Origin of the sequence: Pseudonocardia sp. EC080619-01 (genome assembly GCF_001420995.1) — a bacterium.
Lineage (GTDB): Bacteria > Actinomycetota > Actinomycetes > Mycobacteriales > Pseudonocardiaceae > Pseudonocardia.
On the sequence record NZ_CP012184.1, the window covers coordinates 5,975,905 to 5,992,270 of the forward strand.

Genomic DNA, 16,366 nt, shown 5'->3' on the forward strand with positions numbered 1-16,366 from the left:
GGACCACGGACCGGTCGCCGACGGCGGTCGCGTGCCCGCCGGCGGTGCCCGCGGGTCAGGCGTCGTCCCGGCGACGGGGATCGACGAAACCGGACTCGTAGGCGGCGACGACGGCCTGGGTGCGGTCCCGGGACCCGGTCTTGGCGAGCACTCCCGCGACGTGGGTCTTCACGGTCTCGACACCCAGGTAGAGCTCGCGGGCGATCTCGGCGTTGGACAGACCCCGCGCCATCAGTGCCAGCACCTCACCCTCGCGGGCGGTCAGTCCGGCGTCCTGCAGGCGGTCGCCGCCGTCGGGGGCGAATCCGGCAGCCAGTCCACGCAGCGCCGCAGGGAACAGCAACGACTCCCCCGCCGCGACGGTGTGGACGGCGCGGACGATGTCGCGCGGTGGGGTGCGTTTGAGCAGGAACCCCGTCGCTCCGGCGCGCAGGGCGTCGTAGACGTAGCGGTCGTGGCCGAAGGTGGTCAGCACCAGCACCCGCGGCGCGTCGGGACGACGGACCAGGTCCCGGGTGGCGGTGATGCCGTCCACACCGGGCATCCGGATGTCCATCAGGACGACGTCGGGCCGCAGTCGTGCCACGAGACCCGGGGTCTCGGCGCCGTCGGTGGCCTCACCGAGCACCGTGAGGGCGGGGTCCGCGTCGAGCACGGCGCGCAGTCCGGTGCGGACGAGCTCGTCGTCGTCGACCAGGAGCAGCCCGGTGGTCATGTCGGTTCCCGATCGTGCGTCGTGGGGGACGACTCCTCCGCGGTCGTCCCACGGGTCGAGCCGGGCCCCGAAGGGCCTGTGGGTGTGGAGGGGAAGCGGGCGTGCAGGACCCAGCGGTCCCCGTCGGGGGCGGCGCGGACGGTGCCGCCGAGCAGTGCGACACGCTCCCGGGCTCCGGCGAGGCCACGCCCGACGCGGCGCTCCCGGGCTCCGTCCCCGCCGGCGGTGATCGTGTTGGTGATCGTGAGGTGCAGCCCGCTCCCGCTCCGGCGCAGACGCAGCTCGACCGGTCCGGGACCGGCGTGGCGCAGGGCGTTGGTGAGTCCTTCCTGGGCGAGCCGGTAGGCCTCCCGGGACACCACCGCGGGGACCCCTGCGGCCGGGTCCACGTCGTGGTGCAGGTCGAGTCCGGCGGCACGCGCCGAGGCGAGCAGGGGCTCGAGCGAGTCGAGGTCGCGGACCGGTTGCGGGGTGTCGCCGTCGTCCCGGAGCAGGCCGAGTACGTGGTCGAGGTCATCGAGGGCGGCGCGGCCGGTCGTGGCGATCGCGTCGAGGGCACGGGCGACGAACGACGGATCGGTGCTGAGCAGTTCGGCGGCCGCCGCGGCCTGCATGGTGGACACGGTCAGGGCATGGCCGACCGAGTCGTGCAGCTCGCGCGCCAGCCGGGTGCGCTCGGCCTGCCGGTCGGCGCGCCGGTGTGCTCGTGCCAGTTGTTCGGCGAGCTCGGCGGCGCGCCGCTGTCCGGGGTCCGGTCCCAGGAGTGCCGGCGCCAGACGGGCCTGTAGTGCTCCGGCCGCGGCGAGCGCGGTGAGCACCGCGGGGACCGGCAGCAGTGCCAGCGGCGCGGTCCACCATGCCGCGAGGCCGGTCGGCAGCGGTGGGTACTGCTCCCACGGGGTGGCGACCAGGGCGACGGTGACCGGCAGCGCGACCAGGAGCGCTGCCGCGGAGACCGCGCCCAGTGCGGTGCAGACCAGCAGCCATCCGGCCGCACGGAGCCGGGTCGTCAGTGGGACCGGGCTGCCTGCCGGGTCGTCGGGCAGGTCGACGCCGAGCAAGGCACGGGCCGCGGCGATGAGGAGCTCGCGCACGCCGGGAAGGACGGTGACACCGATCGCGAGCAACACCACCGTGACGGTCAGGCCGACCATGGCGCCGGCGCCCACGCCGCCGGCCGCGGTGCGCACCAGTACCCAGGCGGCTCCCAGGTACGGCAACAACACCACCGCGCCGAGCAGTACGTGGAGTACACGGCGACAGGTGCGGCCCGCGGCCCACCCCGTCGGCGTCGTCAGCGTCGTCCACGACGGCGATCCCCCCACGCGGGAATCGTCGCAGACGGGGCCCTCCGGCCGTTCCCTCCTGCGAGGGAGATCGTCCACCCGCGAAGGGGAGGCCGACGTGTGCCCGGGTGGCCAGCCTGGGTCCATGACCCCACACGATGTCCACGGCACGCCGACCGCCCGCCGCATCCTCGGCGCGGCTGCCGCCCTCGCGACCCTGCCCTACGTGACGATGAAGATCGCCTGGCTCACGGGGAACCCGGTCGGTGTCACCGACCCACGCATCCTGGAGGGTGCGGGTATGCCGGTGATGAACGCGATCACCGTGCTGCTCGATCTCTGCGTGGTCGCACTCGCGGTGGCGCTGGGTAGCCGGACGGCCCTGCGGTTCCCGGTCCTGCCGGTCCTCCTGCCGGCGTGGGTCGCGACCGGCCTGTTGGTCCCGATCGCGCTGGTGTCGCTGCCGATGACGCTGGTGCTCCCGCCGGCGACGGCGACGGGGATGGCCACCTGGGTGCACCCGATGGTCTACGGCGGGTTCACCGTGCAGGGAGTGTGCCTGCTGACCGCGTTCGCCCTGCTGGCACGCGACCGTTGGGGTGCCCGGGTCACGACGCATCACCGGGCCGAGGACGCGGCGCGACCGCTGTTGCGGGCTCTCGCCGGGGGCGGTGCAGTGACCGCGGCTGTCGCTGCGGGGCTGCGGGTCGTCGGCGGGTGGGGCTCGGGGGATCCGGTCGTACTGGTCCCTGCTGTCGTGACCGCGGTGCTGATCGTCATCGGCGTGGCCGGGATCGTCGGTCTGACGGCCGGCCGCCCGGGATGGCCCGTGGCGGTGGCAGCCTGGGTCGGGAGCGCGGTGGCGTTCGCCGACGGGCTGTACGCCACCGCGACCACCATGGGTGCGACCGAGCTGGCGGTCGGTGGCGGGTCGCCCGCCACCGGGGTCGCACACGTCGCGGGCCTCCTGGCCGGGTTCGCGCTCGCCGTGGCCGGACTGCTGTCGATGTCGCGGCCCGGCGCAGCCCTGCCCGGGGCCGGCCACGGTGTGCCGGACGAGATCCGCGTGCAGAGCCCGGTCGCCCGGTCGGCACGGGGCTGAGCCCCGGTTCCCGGCCGGCACCGCCTCGATGCCCGCTCAGACGAGCCCGATCGTGGCCACGACGACCAGGACGGCGAGGACGGCCAGCGCGGTCACGGTGATGACGGTGGTGCGCAGGCGGTGACGGCCGGGACCGGCATCGCGGGTGTCGTCGAGTTGGGTCAGGGTCTGCTCGACCGCGGGCGCGGGCCGGTCGGTCCGCCCGGCCCGGGATCCCACGGACACCGACGGCGGCGCCGGCCCGGGCGTCGTCGAGGGCCGGGGAGCTGCGTGGCCGGTCGTCGCGGCCAGTTCGAGCGTTCCTGTGGGCGGCTCGAGGCGGACCAGCGCCGCGGCCACGGCCCCGGCGTCGGGGAACCGGTGGGCAGGCTCCTTGACCAGCGCCCGCAGCACGACGTCGTCGAGGCCGGCCGGGATGCCGGGCCGCAACGCGGACGGCCGGGGTGGTGGTTCCCGGAGCTGGGCCAGCACGACCGTCAGGGGTCGGGACGGGTGAACGGTGGGCGTCCGGGCGCAGGATGATGTTGCCGGGGCTGACGTCCCGGTGCACCACCCGGGCCGGTGGGCGGCCGCGAGTGCATCGCACACCGCGCGGCCGCCAGAGGTACCGGCAGCGGTCCGGTGCGGTCGAGCCGCCGGTCGAGCGACTCGCCTCGACGTAGGCCATCACGACGAACACCCCGGAGGCCGTGACGCCGACGTCGTGCACCTCGACGACGCCGGGGTGGTCGATCGCGGCGATGGCACGGGCCTCGTCGCGGAGGCGTCCCACCTGCTCGGCGTCCTCGGAGTCCTCGGCGCGGAGCACCTTGACCGCGACCGGTCGGTCGAGGTCACCGTCGTCGGCGAGGTAGACCCGCGACATGCCACCCTCGCCGAGCAGCTCCCGCACGCGGTAACGCCCGGCGAGCAGGTGGCCGGCGCCGACGGCGGGCGGCTCCTCCCCCGCTCCGGGTACGGGAGGACCGGTCACGGCGCCTGCAGCCCGCGGTGGGTGGTCTCGGGGTGGCCGGCGCCGACGAGCTCGTCGAACAGGTACTGGTAGTCGACCATCGCCAGCCGGAGCTGCTCGGTGCCGGCCTCGTCGTGGGTGTCGGCGACGGCGACCGTGTGGGCGGCGCGGTAGTGCCCGACCAGGTCGGGATGGTGGACCGAGATGACCTGCTCGCGCTCGGAGTAGTGCTCGACGGGGTACCCGCGCGCCCGCATGACCTGCAGGATCAGCAGATCGGCGTCCCGCAGTCCACTGCGCGGGGTCTGTACGAAGGAGTTCTGCGCCTGCACCCACGAGCCGGTGAACCGTTCCCGTTCGTCGGCGTCGAGGGTGCGTACGTCGAGCTCGCGACGCCGTCGCAGGCGTCGCTCGAGCTCGGCCTCTCCGGCAGTGCGGCCGCCGGCCTGGTCGAGGACGTGGTCGTACTCCGGCCCGAAGTGACGGTGCAGCACGGCCCTGCGGCGCCGGCGGCGGCAGGGGGCCTCCCCCTGGGCGCACCGTCGTGACGGGGTCGGGCGTCGTCGGTTCGTTGACGTCGAGTTGGCGTCAACGAAACATTGACAACGAGTGTGACGAGTTCGGGCGTTTCGTCCGGCACCCCCGTCGCAGCGCACCGCAACGGTGACGGGCTGATCCCCCGTGACGGCCGTCCCGGGCATAGGTTGGTCGGCGTGAAGGTCCTGTTGCTCGAAAACATCCACCCCGGCGCCGCCGAGGCGTTCGAACGCGCGGGCTTCGAGGTCGAGACCCGGCCCGGCTCGCTCAGCGGCGACGAGCTCCTCGAGGCCGTGTCCGGCGTGCAGTTGCTCGGCATCCGATCGAACACCACCGTGACACCCGAGGTGCTCGACGCCGCCAAGGATCTGCTGGCCGTCGGCTGCTTCTGCATCGGCACCAACCAGATCGACCTCGAGGCGGCCGCCGAGCGCGGCATCGCCGTGTTCAACGCGCCGTACTCCAACACCCGCAGCGTCGTCGAGCTGGTGATCGGCGAGATCGTCGTCCTGGCGCGGCGGCTCACCGAGAAGACCCAGCGGATGCACGAGGGGGTCTGGGACAAGTCCGCGAAGGGGGCGCACGAGTTCCGCGGCCGCACCCTGGGCATCGTGGGGTACGGCAACATCGGTACCCAGCTGTCGACGATGGCCGAGGCGATCGGCCTCCGCGTGGTCTTCTACGACACCGCGGACCGCCTCGCCCACGGCAACGCCCGCCGGATGCCGTCGCTGGACGCGCTGCTGGCCGAGTCCGACGTCGTCTCGATCCACGTCGACGGACGCCCGGGCAACGCCGGCCTCTTCGGCGCCGACCAGTTCGCCACGATGAAGCCCCGCTCGATGTTCATCAACGCCTCCCGCGGCATGGTGATCGACGAGCAGGCGCTGCGGGAGAACATCCTCTCGGGCCACATCGCCGGTGCCGCCGTCGACGTGTTCCCGGTGGAGCCGAAGGCCCAGGGCGACACGTTCGAGTCCCCGCTGCGCGGGCTCGACAACGTCATCCTGACCCCGCACATCGGCGGCTCCACCCAGGAGGCGCAGGAGGGCATCGGCCACTTCGTGTCGGCGAAACTGGTCGACTTCGTGACCGGTGGTGCCACTCCCCTGTCGGTCAGCCTGCCCAACGTCGGCGCCCCGAACCCGGCCGGCGTGTTCCGCATGGCGTACCTGCACACCAGCAAGCCGGGGGTGCTGGCCGACATCAACCGGCTGCTCGCCGACGCCGGGGTCAACGTCACCGGTCAGTCGCTGTCGACCTGGGGCGACCTGGGCTACGTGCTGACCGACACCGACCGTGTCCTCCCCGACGACGTGCTCTCCGCGCTGGGGAGGGCCGCGCAGACGGTGTGGCTGCGCTCGTTCCCGCTCTGACTCAGGCGCAGGCGCCGAACGCCTCGACGTCCGACGGGTGCATCGGGCCGTGCTCGCCGTGATGCACCACGAAGTCGACCCGGCTCGGGCGGCGGAACAGTCCGCCGCCCGACGGGCGCCGGTACACCAGCGGCGCGCACCGGTACCCGAACAGCGCCCGTGCCCAGCCCTCGGCCTCACCCCGGGGCAGGACGGTGCCGTCCCGGGTCGCGACGGTCAGCTCCCAGATCCCGACGCCCGCGGCCGGAGCCTCGTCGTCCGGTGCGGTCGACGCGACAAGCACCAGCCCGGACCCGCCGCGCAGGGCCGTGACCTCGACCTCGCTGCGGTGGCGGTCCGGCACCGGATGCGGATACGGGTGGGCGAGCAGGCCGACCCGCAGCCGGGTCACGTCGTCCCCGTACCGCGCCTGGATCACCTGCGCGAGATCCACCGATCGTTTGCGGCGCAGGTCCGCGTTGACCAGGCCGGTCTCGACCGTCATGCCCGTGGCCCCATTTCCGTCCCCGCGACGGCGGCGGACGGCGGCCCCCGTGCGGGCCGCCACCCACGGGACGTGCGTCGGCCCGCCGCAGCGGGGCGGCCGGCGCCCCGGTGGAGGACCGTCGAACGGTCTGGCGTCGGCGCCGTGTTCTACGGCTCGTAGAGTATTCTAGATCACACTCCGCGCACAGGCGAGGGCGGGATCACATGATCGCCGGGTCACACCCGTCCGGCCGAGCGTGACGGGTCCAGCACCAGCACCACGTGGACGCTGTTCGGGTCGTCCGGGTAGTCCGCGAACGGCGGGCAGGGGGTGAACCCGTGCCGGGCGTAGAGCCGGCGGGCCGGGGCGAAGAACTCCATGGAGCCGGTCTCCAGGTGCAGCGTGCGGTACCCGCGCCCGCGGGCGACGCCGATCAGGTGGACGAGGAGCCCGGCCGCGACGCCCCGCCCGCGCGCCGCCGGTGCCGTCCGCATCGACTTGATCTCGCCGCCGTCCGGGCCGAGCTCCTTCAGGGCACCGCAGCCGAGCACCGTGCCGTCGTCGTCGCGGACCGTCCAGACGGTGACGGCTGGGCCCCGCAGGCCGTCGAGATCGAGCACGTGGGTGCTCTCCGGCGGCGACTGCGCCCGCATGTCGGCGAGATGCCCGGAGAGGAACTCCGCGATCTCCGTTCCGGCGAGGTCGTCGATCACCATGTGCACCCGGACACTCTGCCGCACCGTCCGCCACGCCCGGCGTGTCGTGCGGGTTCCGCGCCCCGGCGGACCCGTCGTTATGCTCGCGACGACGCCGGAGCGACTTCCGGTCGGCGACGCGAGAGGAACGGCAGTGGCGAAGGTCGAGACGGTCCGGCTCGTCGACGACATCAGCGGCGACGAGGCCGACGAGACCGTCGACTTCGGACTCGACGGCCGGCGGTTCCGGATCGACCTGACCTCCGCCCACGCCCGCGCCCTGCGCGAGGGGCTCGCGCCCTTCCTGGGCGCCGCCCGCTCCGCCGGGTCGGCCCGCGACCACGGCCGCACGGCACCGGCCGCCACGCCGGGCGGTGCCGGGGCCGGGTCCGCGGGTGCCGCTCCCGGGGCCGAGGGCTCCGGTGCCGCCGTCCGTGAGCACAACCGCGCGGTCCGGGAGTGGGCCCGGGAGAACGGGTTCACCGTCTCCGAGCGGGGCCGCATCCCGTCCGAGGTCGCCGAGGCCTACCGGCGGGACGAGGCCGCCGCGTCCGGCACGACCGCGGGCACGACCACGACCGCGGGCACGAAGCCCGCCCGCACGGCCGGGCCGACCACGACGGAACCGGCCGCCGAGAAGCCCGCCACCACGGAGGCGAGCGCCGTGGAGCAGGCACCCGAGCCGGTCGCGGCACCCGCCACCCGGCAGTCGACGGCTCCCGCGGTCGAGTTCAGCGGCTGACCGGCGGGAGGCACCGGCGATGGCGGTGGCCGCGGCCGCGACCTGGGTGTGGCTCGGCATGGTGCTGGCGATCTCGTTCCTGGAGGCGCCGCTGAAGTTCCGCGCGCCGGGGATCACGACCGCACTCGGGGTCGGTATCGGGCGCCTGGTGTTCCGGGCGCTGAACGTCGCCGAGCTCGTCCTGCTCGCCGTCGTCGCGGTCGCGCTGGTCGTCGCCGGGACACCGGTCCCGGCGTCCCTGCTCGCGGCGGCCGCCGCCGTCGTGCTCGCGGTCCAGCTCCTCGTGGTGCGCCCGGCACTGACGCGGCGTTCGAACGTGCTGCTGCGCGCCGGGAGCGCGGCGCCCGGGCCCCGTTCGCCGGCCCACCTCGGCTACGTCGCGCTCGAGCTGGTCAAGGTCGGCGTGCTCGTCGCGCTCGGCGTCGCCGCCCTGTCCTGAGGCGCTGTCACGTCGCGCTGCCCGGGGAGACGGGTCGCCCCGGGCAGCGCGACGCGTGTCAGCGGCTCGGCGACGGGATGCCGGGCGGCGGGGCCGGCAGCGGCCCTGGGCTGTAGAGCCCGGACCGGAGGACGTCGGAGCGTTCCAACGTCGGCCGCACCGCGTTCGGGCGGTAGGGCTGGATCGCCTGGACCTTGCCCCAGTCCCGGCCCGGGTCGCCCTCCAGGTAGGTCGGCAGCTCGTTCTGCTTTCCGATCACCGTGATCCAGCCGAGCGGGCCGCCGGCCTGCGGCGTCGACCAGCCCTCGCCGTCGACCCGCATCCGGCTGCCGTCGGCCTGCAGCCGGTAGGCGGGGACCTCCGCGATCCCACCGGCGGTGGAGAACGGGCGCAGGCAGGGGCTCGCCAGCGACACCGGGTACTCGAGGAACATCGCCTGGTTCCCGACGACCGCCGACAGCGGCGCCAGCTGCGGGGCGCGCAGCGGGGCCACCGCGAGCCACCCGTCGGCCCCCAGCGAGTTGTCCTGCGCCACCAGCCGGACCTCGGTCGCGGCGCGGGCGGCCTCCGGCAGGTCGAACCGCAGCTCACGCCACGGCATCTCCTCGCCGCGGCCGTCGTCGAGGGTGGTCTGCTCGACCACTCGCACCCGGCCGTCGGACAGTCTCGTCGCGTACTGCACGGTCAGCTTGTTGCCGCCGCCCAGCCGGCCCGCCGCCGTCACCACCAGCGGGGTGGCGCCGGCGCGCTGCTCGGCGGTCAGCTGCGTCCACGGGGTGCGCAGCGTGCCGGTGCCGCGACCGGACGAGTCGTAGCTGCCGAAGGCCGGGGCGGCGTCGCTGCCCAGCCCGCCCGAGAGCACGTACTCGAACCCGGAGACCCCGGACCCGCCGCCCGTCGGCGGGACACCGTCGCGGCGGAAACCGGAGCCTCCGCTGGTCGGTTCGAGCAGCTGGGCCTCCGGGCTGTTCGCCGGGACGACGCCGGGTGGCAGCGGCGCGGGGGTCGCCGTCGACTCCCCCGGCGGGGGCGGCGACGCGACCGTCGGCAGCAGGTCGGGGTTGGCCGGGGTCGCCATGCCCGTCGGTTCCGGGGCGGGTGCGAGCACGCCGTCGGCCGGGCGCCGCTCGGCGAACACCTGGCTCGCCAGGCCACAGGACCCGCCGAGCGGGTTCGACAACGCGTCGGAACCCATCGACCAGGTGCCCGAGCGGGCCTGCATGGCCGCGCCCATCGACCACAGGTTGAACGTGACGAGCAGAGCGCACAGCACGGCCAGCGGGGCCGACGTCAGCCGCAGCCGCCGCGTGGCGTCCAGCGCGGCCGACGCGTCGCGGCGCCAGTCGCGGGCCCGCCACCAGCGCCCGATGAGCGGCAGCCGTCCGATCGCGCGTTCGAGCCCGGCGAGCTGGTCGGGGTGCCGGTCCTCGCGGATCCCCCGCAGGTGCTCGACCCCGGCGCCCGCGGCCAGCAGCAGCGCGACGACCAGCAGCACGCTCGACGCCTCGTAGCCGCCGATGAGGACCTGCTGGTCGGCCCAGGGCACACCCCAGTTGTTCGTGTACCACCAGGTGTTGGGCCCGGCCGCGGACAGCGCCGCCACGAGGAACGCGGCCGCCAGGAACGCGAGCCGGTTGCGCAGCGACCGCAACGCGTCGGACCCGGTCGCGATGGCCGCCAGCGCGACCATCCCGGCGCCGAGGCCGACGAGGTCGCCGAAGTGGTGGGTCCACTTGGTCGGGGTCATCGCGAAGATCAGCAGGGCGATGACGGTGCTGCCGACGAGCCGCTGGGCCGGCCCGAGCGCCGCGCCGGGGATCCGGTTCCGCCGGATCAGGACCACGACGCACGCGAGCGTGCAGAGGATGACGAGCAGGATCGGGAACCGGCGGGCGATCGACCCGTCGGCCAGGCTGCCGAACAGCGGCGCGTACCGCTGCGCGATCTCGGAGTACCAGGGCCAGTCCGGCCCGACGTCGGACCGGATCCGGGTCGAGTCGATGACCGCGGCCCAGCTCTGGTCCGCCCAGGCGATCATCAGGATCGCGGTGCCCGAGGCGAGCAGCGGTGCCAGCACCGACACCGCGCCGAACGTCCGGACCCGGGTCGCGAGCAGCTGCCACAGCGGCCGGATCCCGGCCAGGAACGGGGCGATCGCGATCAGCCCGGCCGGGTTCGCGCCCACCGCCATCGAGGCCGCGAACAGGCCGAGCGCGACCGGCAGCGTCCGCTGCAGCGCGATCGCGCGTTCCACGCACACCAGCGCGAGCAGCGAGCAGACCACGACGACCGGCTCCGGCCGCAGGCCCGAGTTGTAGGCCATCCAGAACGCGAGGAACGTCATCGCCGCGGCCCAGGTCGCCGCCCGGGACCGGCGGGCCTGGCGCCCGAGGCGGGGCAGCAGGCCCCGGGAGACCAGCCACCACGCCGTCACACCCATCAGGACGCCGGGCAGCCGCAGCCACAGCAGCGAGTCGGAGACCTGCACCCACAGCGCGTAGAGGTCGTAGAACCAGCCGAACGGCGCCTCCGCGGCGTTGTACCAGCGGTAGTAGTTGCCGACGTAGCCGGAGGTGGGCACGTCGCGCACGATGCCGAGGGTGAAGCCGTCGTCGGAGGTCTGGCCGCCGATCGCGGCCCAGAGCCCCAGCACGCCGACGACGGTGACGTCCACCGGGCGCGGTCGCGCGCGGGTCCACCAGCGACGCAGCCGGGGCGGCCAGCGCTCGGCCATGCCGCCGGCCTCCCGGCCGGCGCGGTGCGGGCGCCGCCCGAGGTGCCGGTCCACGCCGGCGAGCGCGAGCAGCGACCCGACCAGGGCCAGGCTCGCGACGGCGGTGGCGAGCGACTTCCAGACCGACGGGCTGCTGTCGAACCGGGTGTCCGGGCTGATCCGGACGGACGTGCCGGCCAGCGGGTCGGCGGCACCGTCGAGGTCGGAGTAGATGCCGACCGACTGGGGCCGCAGGTCCCCGGGGAACGTCTGCGCGCCGGAACCGAGGTCGACCGTCGTCTCCTCGGCGTCCGAGGAGATCCTGATCTCCGACGGCCCGTCGCGCAGCGGTGCCGCGGACAGCTGCTCACCCCGGTTGACCAGGGTCAGCTGGCCGTCGCCGACCGTGAGCACCATCCCGGACCGCGCGCCCTCGGGGGACTCCGGCGGCACGGTCGACAGCACGGTCGCCGGTGTGGCGCTGCGCTCGTCGAGACTGCGGATCGCCTCCGCGGGCACGGCGACCGACATGGACTCGGGACGCAGCGCGACCAGCGGGGCGTTGACGTCCTGCGCACCGGTGGCCTGCGACGGCCAGACGATCGTGTTCTCGTGCTGCACCACGGGGAGGAACGGCACCGCGACGGCAAGGACGACGGCGAGCAGGCCGAGCCCGCCCGCCCACCGCAGGCGACGTGTGTCACGTGACGTGTCGACCTGCTCCCGTTCCGCGACCCTCGGTTCCTCGGTGAGCACCGAACGACGGTAGCGACCCGGCTCCGTGCGACACCCGGAGCCCCCGTCCCGTGACCGGGGCCGGTCAGCCCACCGGGCCCCGGTGCCGGTCGCGGAAGCGTGTGTCGTGCAGCCACCAGCCGAGCACGCGGGTGATCCAGGGCAGCACGAGGTAGACCATGATCGGCGTCAGGACGATCGTCGTGACCGCGATCCGCGGCACGACGTGCCAGTCGGCGAGCAGCGCTCCGAGGGTCACGGTCGCGAGCAGGTTCATCGGGAAGAAGACGAGCCAGATCGTCGTCGCCTGCTTCCAGCGGGGCGGGGTCGGCTGCGGCGGCCCCGCCGTCTCGACCTTCTCGGCCTCGTCGAACCAGCCCTCGATGCCGGTGCGGCGCTCGCTGCGCGTCATCTCGGCCAGGCCCTGCGCCGACCCGAGCCACCAGCGGCGCTCCGGGGCGGCCTCCCAGCGGGCGAGCGACTCGTGCGAGTCGAACCGGGCGAGCATGTGCCACTCGTCGGACCCGCCGCGGGTGCGGACCCAGCCGCCGCCGAGGAATCCGGGGAAGCCCTCCGCGAGGAGCAGGCCGGAGCGGATCCAGGCGGTCATCTCGGTGGCGTGCTCGGGGTCGGCCCGGCGGGTGAAGGACACGGTGACCGGTGCGGTGGACGCGGCGGCGGGGGTGGTGCCGCCGGTCCGGATGTCGATGTCGGTGGACATGGAGGCATGGTGACGCCTTCGGGGCCCGCCGCGCACCGTGGCCGCACGACATCACTGCGGCGGGCCGGGGAAGCCCGGGCCCGGGGCCACGGGGCCGGTCAGCGGCCGGTGGCCCGGACGAGGCGTTCCTCGGCGTCGACGCCGGGGCCCACCTCGGGGAACCGGGTGAGGAACCACAGGCCCACGACCCACCAGCCGCCGACGATGATCCACTCGGGCGCACCGAGCGCGGCGGGCATCCCGGGCAGGTACAGCGAGAACAGGACGAGCCCGGCGACGGCCGCGACCGTCCCGACCACCGGCCCCCCGCTCACCCGGAACGGCCGCTCCAGCGCCGGCTCGCGCCGACGCAGCACCAGGAACGTCACCGCGACCATCGTGAAGCCCATGGTGATCGTGATCCCGCCGGCGTTCACCAGCCAGGTCAGCATGCTGTCGCCGAACAGCGGCGCCAGCACCGACAGGCCGCCGATGAACAGCACGGCGTGCGACGGCGTCCGGTGGCGCGGGTGCACCACCGCGAACCAGCGCGGCAGCATCCCCGAGGCCGCCATGGCGTACACCAGGCGGCTCGCGCCGATGAGGAAGGCGTTCCAGCTGGTCAGGATGCCCGCGATGCCGCCGAGCACGAGCAGCGTGCCGAACGCCGGGTGCCCCCACAGCGTCGCCATCGCGTCGGCCGCGGCGAGCTGCGAGCCCGCGAGCTCGTCGTCGCCGAGCGCGGCACCGGTGCCGAGGACGATGACCACGTAGAACGCGATCGCCATCAGGACGGAGACGACCAGCAGCCGTCCGATGTGGCGTTCGGGGAGCCGGATCTCCTCGGCCGACTGCGGGATGACGTCGAACCCGACGAAGAGGAACGGCACGGCGACGAGGACGCCGAGCATCCCGGCGACCCCGCCGGTGAACCACGGTTCGGCCGTGGCGGCGCTGCCACCCGCGGCGATGCCGGTGAGCATCACGAACGCCACGCCGACCAGGAAGGCCACCGCGACCGTCTGGGCGACGGCGGCGGGCCGGATCCCGATGTAGTTGAGCCAGGTGACGACGACGGCGCCGGCGATCCCGACCAGCGCCCAGGTGGCGTGGACGTCGTAGCCGGCGACCGTCCACAGGAGCCCGGCCTGCAGGTCGGGGAACAGGTAGAGCGCGGTCTCCGGGAGCGCGACCGCCTCGAACGCCACCACCGACAGGTAGCCGAGCACCATCGCCCACGACGCGACGAACGCCCACCTCGACCCGAGCGCGCGCAGCACGTAGTGGTGCTCGCCGCCGGCCTTCGGCATCGCCGAGACGAGCTCGGCGTAGGTGAGGCCGACGACGGCCATCACCCCGCCACCCAGGACGAAGGCGAGCGCGGCGCCGGCCGTCCCCGCACCGGAGACCCAGTCCCCCGCGAGCACCACCCAGCCGAAGCCGATCATCGCTCCGAAGCCGACGGCGAGCACGTCCGCCCGGCCGAGCACCTTCACGAACCCCTGGTCGTCCTGTCGGGTCACGTGCCCTCCCCCGGTACCGGTGATCCGGGCATTCCACCCGACGGGCACCCGTCGCGTCGAGGGTCACGGCGATCCTCGGTGGACCGGCGGCCCGGCTCCCCCGTCGTGGCGGGGTGCGGTGGTCGTCGTTTCGTTGACGATCGGCTGGCGTCAATGAAACATTGACATCATGAACATCGAGGAGGCCCAGCGGTGGCTGGAGCGTGCCGACCCGTCCATCGCCCGGAAGCGGCAGTCCCTGCCCGAACAGCTGGAGGACATGAAGACCCGGGCCGCCGAGGGCGTGCTGACCCGTGACGCCGCCGCGGCCTGGTACGCGCTCGTCCAGGAGATGCACCGCCTGGCCGACGCCTACGAACGCGATCTCATCCGGACCCTGCGGTCGGACGGCCTGACCTGGCAGCAGGTGGCCGACGCCGTGCAGGCGCAGATGTCGAGCAGGCAGGCCGCACAGGCCAAGTGGAAGCGCCTCATCGACCCCACCCGGCGCACCACCAACGGCAACATGCGTCGCGGCGGGCGCCCGCCACAGGACTCCCCTCCCGCCTGAGCGCGGTGCCCGTCGGCGGCCACTCCCCTCACCCGGACGGCCGTATGTGGTCACGGCCCGCAACCTTTCGGGTCCGTCCTCGTTGTACCGCTCGGTAACCGGTGCGAGGAGGCGGCGAGCATGGACCGACGGCGATGGGGCGCGATCGCGGCGATCGCACTGGCGACGGTGGTCGTCGGTTCGGCGCTCGTGACGCCCGTGGCCCGGGCGGCCACACCGGCCACACCCGGCCCGGCACCCGCCGCCGGCTCCGCCCCGGCGCTGCCCGGTCAGGACCTGCTGGACCCGTCCCCGGCCGGGTCGAACGACTGGGACTGCGAACCGGGCGCGGACCACCCGAACCCGGTCGTCCTCGTGCACGGGCTGTCGGCGAACCAGGCGAACAACTGGGCCTACATCGCGCCGCAGCTGAAGCAGCGCGGCTACTGCGTCTTCTCCCTCACCTACGGCCGCAACCCGCTCGCCCCACCGCCGCTCACCCAGGTCGGCGGTCTCGCGCCGATGGAGGCGAGCGCCGCGGAGCTCTCCGACTTCGTGGACCGGGTCCTCGACGAGACCGGCGCGGAGAAGGTCGACATCGTCGGCCACTCCGAGGGCTCGCTGATGCCGAACCACTACGTGAAGTTCCTCGGCGGCGCCGAGCACGTCGACCGGTACGTCGGCATGACCCCGCTGTGGGACGGCACGAGCACCGCGGGGCTGGCGCTGCTGAACCGCACCGGTGAGCAGCTCGGGCTCGGCCCGGCGATCGGGCTCGCGCTCGACCCGCTCTGCGCGTCGTGCCGGCAGTTCCTGCGCGGCTCGGACTTCCTCGCCGAGATGAACTCCGGCGGCGGGCCGCGGGTCGACGGCGTCGACTACACGATGATCCTCACCCGCTACGACGAGCTGGTCGTGCCCTACACCTCGGGGCTCATGGACGGCGCCGACAACATCGTCCTGCAGGAGGGGTGCCCGACCGACCTGGCCGAGCACGTCGCCGTCGCGTTCGACCCGGTCACGTTGCAGCACATCACCAACGCGCTCGACCCGGACCACGCACAGCCGGTCCGGTGCCTCCCCGTGGGACCGGACGCACCGCCCGCCACCGCCTCGTCGTAGCGGGCACCACCGCGCCGCACGGGACCGTCGGTGCCCCGTGCGAGGCTGGCACGGTGAGCGCCGACGTCAGCACGCCCGAGGACCTGATCGCCGCGGCACGGAGCGGGCAGCCGGTCCACGGGCCCGTTCTGGACGAGTGCGACCTGCGCGAGACCGACCTCGCCGGGCTCGAGCTGCACGGTGGTTCGCTCGCCGGGGCCGACCTGCGCGGGGCGCGGCTGGACCGGGCCCGCATCACCGGCACCTCGCTCGCCGCCGTCGACCTGCGCGAGGCGGACCTGACCGACGCCGTGCTGTCCGGTGTGGACCTTTCGGGCGCACGCTTCGCCGGGGCGGTCCTCGGCGACACCCGCTTCGACGGCTGCCGGATGATCGGGGTCTCCCTGCGCGGCATGCGCGGCCTGACGGCGTCGTTCACGCTGTCGGGCTGCAACCTGCAGATCGCCGACCTCCAGGACCTGAGCCTGCGTGGACTGCGGATCTCCGGGTGCGACCTGTCCGAGGCCGACCTGTCGGGCGCCGACCTGCGCACCGTCGGCTTCGAGCGGTGCCGGCTGCGGGGGACGGTGCTGCGCGCCGCCCGGCTGGAGGAGGCGGACCTGCGCACGTGCGACCTGGGTGAGGTCACGCCCGACACCCCGGGCGCGCTGCGGGGCGCGATCATCTCGTCCGCGCAGGCCGGCGCGATCTGTGCGGCGCTCGGCCTCACCGTGCTCGAACCGGCCGGGTAGCGG

At 74.3% G+C, this 16,366-nt stretch carries 16 protein-coding genes and 1 pseudogene; 7 read left to right on the forward strand and 10 right to left on the reverse strand.

What is annotated here, in order from left to right:
• Positions 1 to 55: 55 nt before the first annotated feature.
• Positions 56 to 715 (reverse strand): response regulator transcription factor, encoded by a 660-nt coding sequence (locus AD017_RS27495; RefSeq protein ID WP_060576055.1) that lies wholly within the window; start codon positions 713 to 715, stop codon positions 56 to 58.
• Positions 712 to 2,040 (reverse strand): sensor histidine kinase, encoded by a 1,329-nt coding sequence (locus tag AD017_RS27500; protein ID WP_060576056.1) that lies wholly within the window; start codon positions 2,038 to 2,040, stop codon positions 712 to 714. Before AD017_RS27500 ends, AD017_RS27495 begins: the two co-directional genes overlap by 4 nt.
• A gap of 106 nt (positions 2,041 to 2,146) precedes the next feature.
• Here AD017_RS27500 and AD017_RS36615 point away from each other — a divergent pair, with 106 nt between their 5' ends.
• Positions 2,147 to 3,103: a hypothetical protein gene (locus AD017_RS36615; RefSeq protein WP_060576057.1), complete on the forward strand. Its 957-nt coding sequence runs from the start codon at positions 2,147 to 2,149 to the stop codon at positions 3,101 to 3,103.
• Positions 3,104 to 3,139: 36 nt separating this feature from the next.
• Here AD017_RS36615 and AD017_RS36620 read toward each other — a convergent pair whose 3' ends face one another.
• From AD017_RS36620 to AD017_RS27520, 3 genes and pseudogenes are all read right to left on the reverse strand, one after another.
• Positions 3,140 to 3,574, reverse strand: a complete 435-nt coding sequence (locus AD017_RS36620; protein ID WP_060576058.1) for a hypothetical protein — start codon at positions 3,572 to 3,574, stop codon at positions 3,140 to 3,142.
• Between the two features lie 100 nt (positions 3,575 to 3,674).
• Positions 3,675 to 3,968: pseudogene (locus tag AD017_RS37545) on the reverse strand (protein kinase); the annotation flags it as partial.
• 104 nt (positions 3,969 to 4,072) lie between these two features.
• Positions 4,073 to 4,549 carry a hypothetical protein gene (locus AD017_RS27520; RefSeq protein ID WP_193408773.1) on the reverse strand — a complete coding sequence of 159 codons (477 nt, stop codon included), beginning with the start codon at positions 4,547 to 4,549 and terminating at the stop codon, positions 4,073 to 4,075.
• Between the two features lie 219 nt (positions 4,550 to 4,768).
• Here AD017_RS27520 and serA point away from each other — a divergent pair, with 219 nt between their 5' ends.
• Complete coding sequence (gene serA / locus AD017_RS27525; protein ID WP_010232163.1) at positions 4,769 to 5,968, forward strand: phosphoglycerate dehydrogenase; 1,200 nt, start codon at positions 4,769 to 4,771, stop codon at positions 5,966 to 5,968.
• A gap of 1 nt (position 5,969) precedes the next feature.
• Here serA and AD017_RS27530 read toward each other — a convergent pair whose 3' ends face one another.
• Entirely contained in the window at positions 5,970 to 6,452 is a 483-nt protein-coding gene (locus AD017_RS27530; RefSeq protein WP_010232161.1) for a hypothetical protein, read from the reverse strand.
• A 218-nt stretch (positions 6,453 to 6,670) separates the two neighbouring features.
• Positions 6,671 to 7,174, reverse strand: coding sequence for a GNAT family N-acetyltransferase (locus AD017_RS27535; protein ID WP_202968930.1), 504 nt, complete (start codon positions 7,172 to 7,174; stop codon positions 6,671 to 6,673).
• Positions 7,175 to 7,283: 109 nt separating this feature from the next.
• Here AD017_RS27535 and AD017_RS37550 point away from each other — a divergent pair, with 109 nt between their 5' ends.
• Positions 7,284 to 7,871 (forward strand): Lsr2 family protein, encoded by a 588-nt coding sequence (locus tag AD017_RS37550; RefSeq protein ID WP_060576061.1) that lies wholly within the window; start codon positions 7,284 to 7,286, stop codon positions 7,869 to 7,871.
• A gap of 19 nt (positions 7,872 to 7,890) precedes the next feature.
• On the forward strand, positions 7,891 to 8,310 hold the full coding sequence (locus AD017_RS27545; RefSeq protein WP_060576062.1) for a hypothetical protein: 420 nt from the start codon (positions 7,891 to 7,893) through the stop codon (positions 8,308 to 8,310).
• A gap of 58 nt (positions 8,311 to 8,368) precedes the next feature.
• On the opposite strand, the gene AD017_RS27550 is transcribed toward AD017_RS27545, so the two are convergent.
• The 3 genes from AD017_RS27550 to AD017_RS27560 all read right to left on the reverse strand — a co-directional run bounded on the left by AD017_RS27550 (position 8,369) and on the right by AD017_RS27560 (position 13,981).
• Positions 8,369 to 11,779: an arabinosyltransferase domain-containing protein gene (locus tag AD017_RS27550; RefSeq protein ID WP_060576063.1), complete on the reverse strand. Its 3,411-nt coding sequence runs from the start codon at positions 11,777 to 11,779 to the stop codon at positions 8,369 to 8,371.
• 64 nt (positions 11,780 to 11,843) lie between these two features.
• Positions 11,844 to 12,479 (reverse strand): antibiotic biosynthesis monooxygenase, encoded by a 636-nt coding sequence (locus tag AD017_RS27555; protein WP_060576064.1) that lies wholly within the window; start codon positions 12,477 to 12,479, stop codon positions 11,844 to 11,846.
• 98 nt (positions 12,480 to 12,577) lie between these two features.
• A complete protein-coding gene (locus tag AD017_RS27560; RefSeq protein WP_010237014.1) occupies positions 12,578 to 13,981 on the reverse strand; it encodes an APC family permease in 1,404 nt (467 codons plus the stop codon).
• A gap of 169 nt (positions 13,982 to 14,150) precedes the next feature.
• Between AD017_RS27560 and AD017_RS27565 the strand changes: the two genes are divergently transcribed.
• The 3 genes from AD017_RS27565 (at position 14,151) to AD017_RS27575 (ending at position 16,363) form a co-directional block, all read left to right on the forward strand.
• Positions 14,151 to 14,531: a hypothetical protein gene (locus AD017_RS27565; RefSeq protein WP_010237011.1), complete on the forward strand. Its 381-nt coding sequence runs from the start codon at positions 14,151 to 14,153 to the stop codon at positions 14,529 to 14,531.
• A gap of 120 nt (positions 14,532 to 14,651) precedes the next feature.
• Entirely contained in the window at positions 14,652 to 15,632 is a 981-nt protein-coding gene (locus AD017_RS27570; protein WP_060576065.1) for a triacylglycerol lipase, read from the forward strand.
• 53 nt (positions 15,633 to 15,685) lie between these two features.
• Positions 15,686 to 16,363 carry a pentapeptide repeat-containing protein gene (locus AD017_RS27575; RefSeq protein ID WP_075315072.1) on the forward strand — a complete coding sequence of 226 codons (678 nt, stop codon included), beginning with the start codon at positions 15,686 to 15,688 and terminating at the stop codon, positions 16,361 to 16,363.
• Positions 16,364 to 16,366: the final 3 nt, after the last annotated feature.

Coding starts and splice junctions, on each gene's coding strand:
- AD017_RS27495 (WP_060576055.1), bottom strand. CDS start 715: ATGACCACCGGGCTGCTCCTGGTCGACGACGACGAGCTCGTCCGCACC.
- AD017_RS36615 (WP_060576057.1), top strand. CDS start 2,147: ATGACCCCACACGATGTCCACGGCACGCCGACCGCCCGCCGCATCCTC.
- AD017_RS27530 (WP_010232161.1), bottom strand. CDS start 6,452: ATGACGGTCGAGACCGGCCTGGTCAACGCGGACCTGCGCCGCAAACGA.
- AD017_RS27545 (WP_060576062.1), top strand. CDS start 7,891: ATGGCGGTGGCCGCGGCCGCGACCTGGGTGTGGCTCGGCATGGTGCTG.
- AD017_RS27555 (WP_060576064.1), bottom strand. CDS start 12,479: ATGTCCACCGACATCGACATCCGGACCGGCGGCACCACCCCCGCCGCC.
- AD017_RS27565 (WP_010237011.1), top strand. CDS start 14,151: ATGAACATCGAGGAGGCCCAGCGGTGGCTGGAGCGTGCCGACCCGTCC.
- AD017_RS27570 (WP_060576065.1), top strand. CDS start 14,652: ATGGACCGACGGCGATGGGGCGCGATCGCGGCGATCGCACTGGCGACG.